At 61.9% G+C, this 6216-nt stretch carries 4 protein-coding genes; 3 read left to right on the top strand and 1 reads right to left on the bottom strand.

The window, feature by feature from the left end; genetic code table 11:
* Positions 1-188 precede the first annotated feature (188 nt).
* Entirely contained in the window at positions 189-1082 is an 894-nt protein-coding gene (locus NKJ58_RS15045; protein ID WP_352853381.1) for a hypothetical protein, read from the top strand.
* 262 nt (positions 1083-1344) lie between these two features.
* Entirely contained in the window at positions 1345-3966 is a 2622-nt protein-coding gene (locus NKJ58_RS15040) for a bifunctional diguanylate cyclase/phosphodiesterase (RefSeq protein WP_023827696.1), read from the top strand.
* A 45-nt stretch (positions 3967-4011) separates the two neighbouring features.
* Here the strand turns inward: NKJ58_RS15040 and NKJ58_RS15035 are convergent, their stop codons facing one another.
* Positions 4012-5634: an ABC-F family ATP-binding cassette domain-containing protein gene (locus NKJ58_RS15035; RefSeq protein WP_023752556.1), complete on the bottom strand. Its 1623-nt coding sequence runs from the start codon at positions 5632-5634 to the stop codon at positions 4012-4014.
* A 222-nt stretch (positions 5635-5856) separates the two neighbouring features.
* Between NKJ58_RS15035 and NKJ58_RS15030 the strand changes: the two genes are divergently transcribed.
* A complete protein-coding gene (locus NKJ58_RS15030; RefSeq protein WP_245272119.1) occupies positions 5857-6177 on the top strand; it encodes an EthD family reductase in 321 nt (106 codons plus the stop codon).
* Positions 6178-6216: the final 39 nt, after the last annotated feature.

Below are 6216 nucleotides of genomic sequence, written 5' to 3'. Positions count from 1 at the left end.
TCGTTGCGCGTTAAGCGCTAACGTCGTCTCGCGCTGCAAAAGGAGTCAGCGCTTCACGCGCGGCGACCCCCTCTGGCCTGCCGGCCATCTCCCCCTCATGTGGGGAGATCTGCAGCTCCAACGGCGTCTTTTTTCAGCCCAATGTTGTCATGTATCCTTGGAATCGAACGTAGAGCAGGGTTTATATCATGCGGTGGGTCTGGACGTTTCTGTTTGCACTGGTGAGCAGCGTGGCTTTCGCGGCCTCGCCGGAGGACGACTATGTGGCCGCGCGTGACAAGGCGAATGCTGATATCGCAGCGCTGAACAGTGCGAACGCGGCAATCGAGACCATCGACGCTGAGAACGAGAAGGCGCTGGCCGACCTCCAGCAGCGTCTTGCCGGCATTATCGGGCCGCTGGCGGTCAAGGACTTTCCGCCAACCGGCACAATCAATATCGAAAGCCTCAGCGACTCCGATATCGGCTATGGCATGCTCGATGGGCTGCGATACACCAAGGGCGACGACGGCCCCAGCCTAGTGGCAACGACGCGAGGGCTGCTGGAGCGCTGGCTCCAGTCCAGAACCGCCGAGACCGACGAAAGTTTCAAACTGCCCGCCGGCATCGATGAGGCGCTTAAGCTGGATGCCTTCTATACCCAGGCGATCAACAGCGACGCCGCCTTCGAGGGAACGCTCGACTTTCCATTGAAGAAACCCGAAGGCGCCGACATCGCCTTCGCACGGCTCGGCGGCTGGACGCAGGACGTCGGGCCGATCTATGAGCAGGAAGTCATCGTTACGCTCGTCAAAGGCAACAGCGTGAGAATTATCGCAGCGCCGGCAGCCCCTGCCGTTCCGAAGATCGCCGCCTGCGACGCCGTGTGGGCTGCTGCGGACGCCGCCGCGCAGAAATTCCAGGAGGCCTACCAGGCATCGGACCTGAAGGACGAAAAAGCGTTCGAGTCCTCCAACGCCGCCTGGGACAAGGGCGACAGCGACTACCGGGCCTGCATGGCGCAGCGCCTGCCGGCTGACCCGGCTTTCCCGGCGCTGCTCGCCCAGGCGCAGGCGCTGGCCGATCAAATGGCTGGGAAGTAAGCCTCCCGCAAGGGCCCGCGCGGCAAGATCAGGCGGCTTGTTGCAATCTGAGGCGAATATGACTTCGCCGCTGGGTTGCAGAACGCTGCAACCTGGCGTCCTACTTTCGGACACTCATTCAGATTTCGGCTGGACCCTGGCAGCCAAAAGCTTACCGTTTGTTCTCGGATTCGTCTCGAAGCTCAAACTTAAGCTTTAGCTACTATGGTCGACCGAAGGACTACTGTCCTGGAAAGGTCTTCGGATCGAGTTGGCAGGTGCAATGCTCAATTCCGGCCGGTTGAAACGGGCCGTTTTTTCTTCCGCCAACTTGCCGGCGGCGATTGCCTTTGTCGTGCTTCTCGTCTGCGCCCTGGTTGCCGACCAGAGGAACAGAGAGGTCTCCGATCAGCTGGCGCGCGCCGACGTCCTGGCCAAGGTCAACATCATACGCGCCAAGCTCGAAGGCAACATAGGCGGCAATCTCCAGCTGGTTCAGGGTCTCGTTTCGACAATCGTTACCGAGCCTTATATGGGCCAGCAAAGATTTGCGGCACTCGCCCGTAATCTGTTCGAGCAAAAATCGCAGTTGCGCGATATTGCCGGCGCCCCCGACCTCGTCATCGCGCTGATGTATCCGCTGGAAGGCAATGAAAAAGCCATCGGGCTGGACTACCGCAAGAGCGATACGCAACGCATGGCCGCGCTTCGCGCCCGTGACCAGCGCGCGCTGGTGCTCGCCGGGCCGGTCAAACTGGCGCAAGGCGGACGTGGCTTCATCGGCCGTATCCCGGTCTTCGTGCCGACGGCGGGTGGCGGCGACCGTTTCTGGGGTATCGTCTCGGCCGTGATCGATGTCGATCGGCTCTACGCTGCCAGCGGACTGACCGACCCTGATCTGGATATCGATGTGGCGCTTATCGGCAAGGATGCGCTCGGCGGCGGCGGGGAACTGTTCTTCGGCGGCGATAATGTCGTGTCCGGCAATCCGGTGATGGCAGAGGTGCAATTGCCTTCAGGCTCCTGGCAAATTTCAGCCATACCGAAGGGCGGCTGGCCGACCGCTCCGAAAAATGAGTGGCTGTTGCGTCTGCTCATGGCGCTTGCCGGCGCGCTGGTGGTGCTGCCGATCCTCGTGGCAGGACGTCTTTTCGGTGAGCGGCAGAAAAGTGACGCCGAGTTGAGGCGCCTGTCCCGGCGGCTGGAGCTGGCGTTGGAAGCCTCTGCTATAGGCGTGTGGGAGCACGATACCGTCAGCAACGAACTCGTATGGGACGACCGCATCAACGAAATCTATGGCAAACCCGGCGGCGGCAAGACCCGTAGCTATGACGACTGGGCGCTGGCGATCCATCCCCAAGACTTCGAACGGGCTAAAGCAGATTTCGATTCGGCTGTTGCAACACAAGGCCCCTACTCTTCGCAGTATCGGCTCCTGCGGCCGGACGGCACCATTCGCCATGTGCGCACCCGCGCCAGTTTCTTCCGGGACATCGACGGCACGCCAAAAATGATCGGCGCCGAATGGGATGTGACAGGCGACGTGCTGCTCAACGAGAATCTCGTGCGTGAACGTCGCCTTTCAGAATCGAAAAATGCCGAACTGAACCTGGCCAAAGCCCGCATCGAGCATGTCGCGATGCATGATTCGCTGACCGGTCTGCCCAACCGTCGGTATCTGGACGAGATGCTTGCCGAAAACCGCGAAGCCGACGGCCGTGCGGCGTTGCTGCATCTCGACCTTGACCGGTTCAAGCAGATCAACGACACGCTCGGCCATGCAGCGGGCGATGCATTGCTGGTGCATGCTTCGAAAGTCATCAAGGCCAGCGTCGGCAGTGCCGATTTCGTTGCGCGCATCGGCGGCGACGAGTTTGTCGTGCTGAGCCATGGACGCGACGACAAGGAACTCGCCGCGCTGGCCGACCACATTATCGATGCGATGCGCCAGCCGGTCGACTATCTGGGTCACCAGTGCCGGTTCGGCGTCAGCATCGGCATTGCGGCCAATAGCGGCGTCGATGCAAGGCAGTTGCTTGTCAATGCCGATCTGGCGCTGTACCGGGCGAAAGGCCGCGGCCGCAACCGCTACGAGTTTTTCAACGAAGAGCTGCAGAGCGAGATCGTGCGGACCAAGCAGACCGCCGACGAGATTCTGGGCGGGCTCGAGCGGAACGAATTCATCGTCTACTATCAGCCGCAGTTCGACGCCAAGACGCTGGAGATCGTCGGCGTCGAGGCGCTGTCGCGTTGGGATCACCCGCAACGCGGCATGCTGACCCCCGACGCCTACATCAAGGTGGCTGAAGAACTCAATGTCGTGGCGCTTATCGACCGCACCGTCCTGGAGCAGGCGCTCGATAATTTTGAGCGTTGGTCGCGCAGCCACCTCAACATCCCGCGCGTCTCGGTCAACGTTTCCGCCAGGCGCCTGGAAGACAGGGATCTGATCAAGGGTTTGCGCAAGCTTCCCATCAAGGAAGGGACCGTGTCGTTCGAACTGGTGGAGTCGATTTTCCTCGACGAAAACGACGAGCTGGTCAGCTGGAACATCGAACACATCAAGGGGCTCGGCATCGACGTCGAGATCGACGATTTCGGCACCGGGCATGCCTCGATCGTCTCGCTGTTGAAGTTGCGGCCCCGTCGCCTCAAGATCGACCGCCAGCTGGTCACCCCCATCACCAGCTCAACCGCACAGCGGCAGCTTGTGTCGTCCATCATCGACATCGGCAAGTCGCTCGGGATCGAAGTGATCGCCGAGGGCGTCGAGACGATGGAGCACGCGCGCATCCTGAAAGAGCTTGGCTGCGACATCTTGCAAGGCTTCCTGTTCGGCTACCCGATGGACGCCAAAGCCTTCAAGGCCTTCGCGCAGTCGCGCAAATGGCTGGCGGCGAGCTGACAAATCCTGGCTTTGCTCGACGCAAATGCGGACGCAGGACCTGCGTCAGGTCCGCAGCCCCGGCGCCTCGTGCCCGGTCCTCTCCACATATTCGGTATAGCCGCCGCCATAGGTGTGGATGCCTTCGGGCGTCAGTTCCAGCACGCGGTTGGAGAGTGCGGCCAGGAAATGGCGGTCGTGCGAGACGAACAGCATGGTGCCTTCGTACTGCGACAGCGCCGTGATCAGCATCTCCTTGGTCGCGATGTCGAGGTGGTTGGTCGGCTCGTCGAGCACCAGAAGATTGGGCGGATCGAACAGCATCAACGCCATCACCAGGCGCGCCTTTTCGCCGCCCGACAGCACCCGGCATTTCTTCTCGATCTCGTCGCCGGAAAAGCCGAAGCAGCCGGCGAGTGCCCTGAGCGGCGCCTGGCCGGCTTGCGGAAACGCGTCCTCCAGCGTCTGGAACACGGTGCGTTCGCCCTCCAGCACCTCCATGGCGTGCTGGGCGAAATAGCCCATTTTCACGCTCGGCCCCCGCGCGACCGTGCCGGTGTCGGGATCGGAAGCGCCTGCCACCAGCTTCAGCAGCGTTGACTTGCCGGCGCCGTTGACGCCCATGATGCACCAGCGCTCGCGGCGGCGGACCTGGAAATCCAGCCCCTCATAGATCGAGCGACTGCCATATCCCTTGTGGACGTTCTTCAGCGTAACGACATCCTCGCCGCAGCGCGGCGCCGGCTGAAAATCGAAATTCACGATCTGACGGCGCTTGGGCGGCTCGACACGATCGATCTTGTCGAGCTTCTTCACCCGGCTCTGCACCTGGGCGGCGTGTGACGCCCGCGCCTTGAAGCGCTCGATAAAAGCGATCTCCTTGGCCAGCATGGCCTGCTGGCGCTCGAACTGCGCCTGCTGCTGCTTGTCGGCGAGCGCCCGCTGCTGCTGGTAGAATTCGTAATTGCCGGAATAGGCGGTGAGCGACCCGGCGTCGATCTCGACCACCTTGTTGACGATGCGGTTCATGAACTCGCGGTCGTGCGAGGTCATCAGCAGCGCGCCCTCATAACCCTTCAGGAACTGCTCCAGCCAGATCAGGCTTTCGAGATCGAGATGGTTGGACGGCTCGTCGAGCAGCATGACGTCGGGCCGCATTAACAGGATGCGGGCCAGCGCCACGCGCATCTTCCAGCCGCCGGACAGTTTGCCGACATCGCCGTCCATCATTTTCTGGGAAAAGCCGAGGCCGTCGAGCACTTCGCGGGCGCGGCCATCGAGCGCATAGCCGTCGAGCTCCTCGAAACGATGCTGCGCCTCGCCGTACTTCTCGATGATCTCGTCCATCCGGTCGGCCTGCTCGGGATCGGCCATGGCCGCCTCGAGTTCGGCCATTTCGGCCGCCACGTCGCTGACCGGCCCGGCGCCGTTCATCACTTCGGCCACAGCACTGCGGCCGGCCATGTCGCCGACATCCTGGCTGAAATAGCCGATGGTGACGCCGCGATCGACCTGCACCTGGCCTTCGTCGGGCTGTTCCTGGCCGGTGATCATGCGAAACAGCGTCGTCTTGCCGGCGCCGTTCGGCCCGACAAGGCCGACCTTCTCGCCCTTCTGTAGCGAGGCCGAGGCCTCGATGAAGACAAGCTGGCGGCCGTTCTGCTTGCTGATGCTTTCAAGACGGATCATGAGGCGGTCCGGGGGAGTTGGTGCAAAGTTGAGGGATTTGCCCGGGGCCATACGCGAATGAGCGCAAGGAGGAAAGAGGCAGAAGCGCCACAGATGGTGGCGAGGACCCCGTCATCGCGCCCGAAAACAAAAAACCAGCGATTGTCGAAAACCGCCCTCGCGGAACGACATTGGCACGGCGGCCTGCATGGCCCCCAAACAGCGACACCAACAGGCAGGAATATGACGATGGCCAAGATGCTCGTGATCTACAAAACCCCGGCTGATCCGGAGGCGTTCGACCGGCACTATTTCGAGGTTCATGTGCCGCTGGCCAAGAAGCTTCCCGGCCTGCGGCGCTACGATATCAGCAGGCGGCCCATCATCAAGCGCTCGGCGGGCGAGATTCCGTATCTGGTCGGGACACTCTATTTCGACAGCCTCGCCGATATGCAGAGCGCATTTGCCACCGAAATCGGCATTGCCTGCGCCGCTGACCGGCGCATACTCGCCCCAGGAGACGATGACTTGACGATGCTGCTGTTCGACGTCGACGAAGTGTGAATCTTAGCCGTCTCGGAGTGGAACGAAGGAGCCGCGCCG

Origin of the sequence: Mesorhizobium sp. M0139, from assembly GCF_040322455.1 — a bacterium.
Classification (GTDB): domain Bacteria; phylum Pseudomonadota; class Alphaproteobacteria; order Rhizobiales; family Rhizobiaceae; genus Mesorhizobium.
The sequence above is the reverse complement of the archived record's forward strand: the minus strand, read 5'-3'. Positions and strand labels throughout refer to the sequence as shown.

Coding starts and splice junctions, on each gene's coding strand:
- NKJ58_RS15045 (WP_352853381.1), top strand. CDS start 189: ATGCGGTGGGTCTGGACGTTTCTGTTTGCACTGGTGAGCAGCGTGGCT.
- NKJ58_RS15040 (WP_023827696.1), top strand. CDS start 1,345: ATGCTCAATTCCGGCCGGTTGAAACGGGCCGTTTTTTCTTCCGCCAAC.
- NKJ58_RS15035 (WP_023752556.1), bottom strand. CDS start 5,634: ATGATCCGTCTTGAAAGCATCAGCAAGCAGAACGGCCGCCAGCTTGTC.
- NKJ58_RS15030 (WP_245272119.1), top strand. CDS start 5,857: ATGACGATGGCCAAGATGCTCGTGATCTACAAAACCCCGGCTGATCCG.